The sequence below is a fragment of the Mesorhizobium sp. M7A.T.Ca.US.000.02.2.1 genome (genome assembly GCF_003996995.1).
GTDB lineage: Bacteria > Pseudomonadota > Alphaproteobacteria > Rhizobiales > Rhizobiaceae > Mesorhizobium.
In genome coordinates this window covers 1-2,133 of sequence record NZ_RZTT01000664.1, presented here as the reverse complement: position 1 = coordinate 2,133, position 2,133 = coordinate 1, and the positions used below count along the sequence as shown (strand labels likewise).

The 2,133-nt window shown below is 61.0% G+C and carries 3 protein-coding genes; 2 read left to right on the top strand and 1 reads right to left on the bottom strand.

What is annotated here, in order from left to right; all coding sequences use genetic code 11:
• Positions 1–306: 306 nt before the first annotated feature.
• Positions 307–615 (top strand): hypothetical protein, encoded by a 309-nt coding sequence (locus EOD15_RS33255; RefSeq protein ID WP_127409239.1) that lies wholly within the window; start codon positions 307–309, stop codon positions 613–615.
• A gap of 127 nt (positions 616–742) precedes the next feature.
• Entirely contained in the window at positions 743–1,219 is a 477-nt protein-coding gene (locus EOD15_RS33250) for an NUDIX hydrolase (protein WP_127320498.1), read from the top strand.
• Between the two features lie 4 nt (positions 1,220–1,223).
• Here the strand turns inward: EOD15_RS33250 and EOD15_RS33245 are convergent, their stop codons facing one another.
• Positions 1,224–2,072: a citryl-CoA lyase gene (locus EOD15_RS33245; RefSeq protein ID WP_127270868.1), complete on the bottom strand. Its 849-nt coding sequence runs from the start codon at positions 2,070–2,072 to the stop codon at positions 1,224–1,226.
• Positions 2,073–2,133 lie beyond the last annotated feature (61 nt).

Below are 2,133 nucleotides of genomic sequence, written 5' to 3'. Positions count from 1 at the left end.
GTCCGGCACTGCGCAATAAGGTTCAATGCATTAAAACAGAGCATCCGCATTCCCACTTGCGGAGCTCTGACTCAATTAGAATACATTAACTTATGCCGGATGAAACCGAAAATTTACGTGCGGACACTGACTAAAGCCGCTGACGTTTCATAGTCGTCATATGACGACTATCTGCGGTTCACTGCTGGAATCGCAGAACAAAGCGATCGGACTGCCCGATTTCGTGATGCTCGACCCGCTGGCCATGGCATCGCCGCGCAAACGTCCTATATCAGTGGGCAGAGTTTTTTGCGCGGGAATGAGCGAATGTCGGCACTTCGGCCATCAACGATCTTCACAGTGGCAATGCTGGCCACGGCAGTGCTGGCGGGCGTTTGCCTGCCGGCTTCCGCGCAAGCGCTCAATTCCGCTACCGGCAACAATGCGCTGATCCGGCAGAACGACCTGCAAATCCTGCAAGACAGGATACAACGGCAGCAATATCAGCAGCAACAGCAGCAGTACCGCGCCCAGGACCGCCAGATCGTTCAGCAGCCGCCCCCGGTCGTGCAGCAGCTCAAGCCAAGCTGCCAGACCCAGATAATCGGCACCACCGCCGTGAGCAATTGCCGCTGACATCAAGGCGTTTTTCATTTATTTAGCCGACTTAGGTATTTCGAGTGTCTTTCGGCACATGCGAAAGTTTTGGTTTTGCAACGATGCCTTGTCGCGCTATGCGGCATTGCATCGACTGGATTGACGAATGGCAGCCACCAAGAAAAAGGCCGTACGCAAGGCAAAAAAGGGCGAGAGGATCCGCCAGGTGGCGGCTATTCCCTTTCGGCTGACCGCGCGCGGCGACATCGAGGTCATGCTGGTCACGTCGCGTACCACCAGGCGCTTCATCGTCCCCAAGGGCTGGCCGATGAAGGGCAAGAGCGGACGCAAGGCGGCCACCATCGAGGCACAGGAGGAAGCCGGCGTGCTCGGCAAGACGCTGAAGCAGCCGGCGGGCACCTATTCCTACTGGAAGCGGCTGGCCAATCGCTTTGTCCGCGTCGACGTCATCGTCTATCTGCTCGAGGTGAGCGAAGAACTGGCCGACTGGCAGGAAGCCAAACGACGCCAGCGGGCCTGGCTGGCGCCAGCCGACGCAGCCATGCTCATCGACGAGCCGGATCTTTCAACGTTGGTGAAGACGCTGAAGCTTCCTCAGCCTATGCAGGTGGACCAAGCGTAAAGCCTCACTCGCCGGGCTCATCGCTTTCGGGAAACGGCCGCACCGGCGTGCCGGTATAGGTCCACAGCCATTCGCGCGGCAGCGGCCCTTTGTTTCGCTCGGCCTGCTGCGACTGCTCCCAGGCATGCGCAAGGATGCCGACCGAGCGCGACAGCACGAAAAGCCCTCGCGTCAGCGCTGGCGGAAAACCGAGTTCGCCATAGATGACGGCGGTAGCGCCATCGATGTTGAGCGGTATTTTTTTCCTCTTGCGTCGCGCGACGTCCGCCTCGATCGCTTCTGCAATATCGACGAAACGTCCGTTGACGGCACCGCGTGCGGCAAATTCGCGGGTCAGTTCCAGCAAGCGCGGCGCGCGCGGGTCGACGGGATGGAAGCGATGTCCGAGCCCCGGCACATAGCCCTTCTCCTCGGCGAAGAACCGGTCGAGCCGTGTCGAGACCGCTTCATTCAGCGTCATCCCGGCATCGATTGCCACGGCAATGTCACCATAGAAGGAAAGCGCCTGCTCGCCGGCGCCACCGTGCACGTCGCCGAGAACGTTGATGGCCGAGGCCATGGCGCTGTTGATACCGACGCCGCAGGTTGCGGCCATGCGCGCGATGGCGATCGATGGCGCCTGCGGTCCGTGGTCGACGGCGGCTCCCAAGGCAATGCCGAGCAACTCTGCCTGGTCCTCGCCGGGCAGTTCGCCGCGCAGCATCAGCCAGATGACAGCCGGGAAGCTGACGCGGCCGATCAGATCCTGGATCTCGTAGCCGCGCAGCCGGATGACACCAGGCCGCATCTCGATGATGTCGGTCTGCCACCATTCCTCGCCGCGCTCACGGCCCGTCTTCTCCGTGTCGCTCATGCGCCTGCCTTTGTCTTGGCGCGGGGTGGCAGGTCGGCGAACACCTCGCCCATATGTTCGC

Bases quoted from the DNA above. Each gene is read 5' to 3' on its own strand.
- EOD15_RS33255 (WP_127409239.1), top strand. From the start codon at position 307: ATGTCGGCACTTCGGCCATCAACGATCTTCACAGTGGCAATGCTGGCC.
- EOD15_RS33250 (WP_127320498.1), top strand. From the start codon at position 743: ATGGCAGCCACCAAGAAAAAGGCCGTACGCAAGGCAAAAAAGGGCGAG.
- EOD15_RS33245 (WP_127270868.1), bottom strand. From the start codon at position 2,072: ATGAGCGACACGGAGAAGACGGGCCGTGAGCGCGGCGAGGAATGGTGG.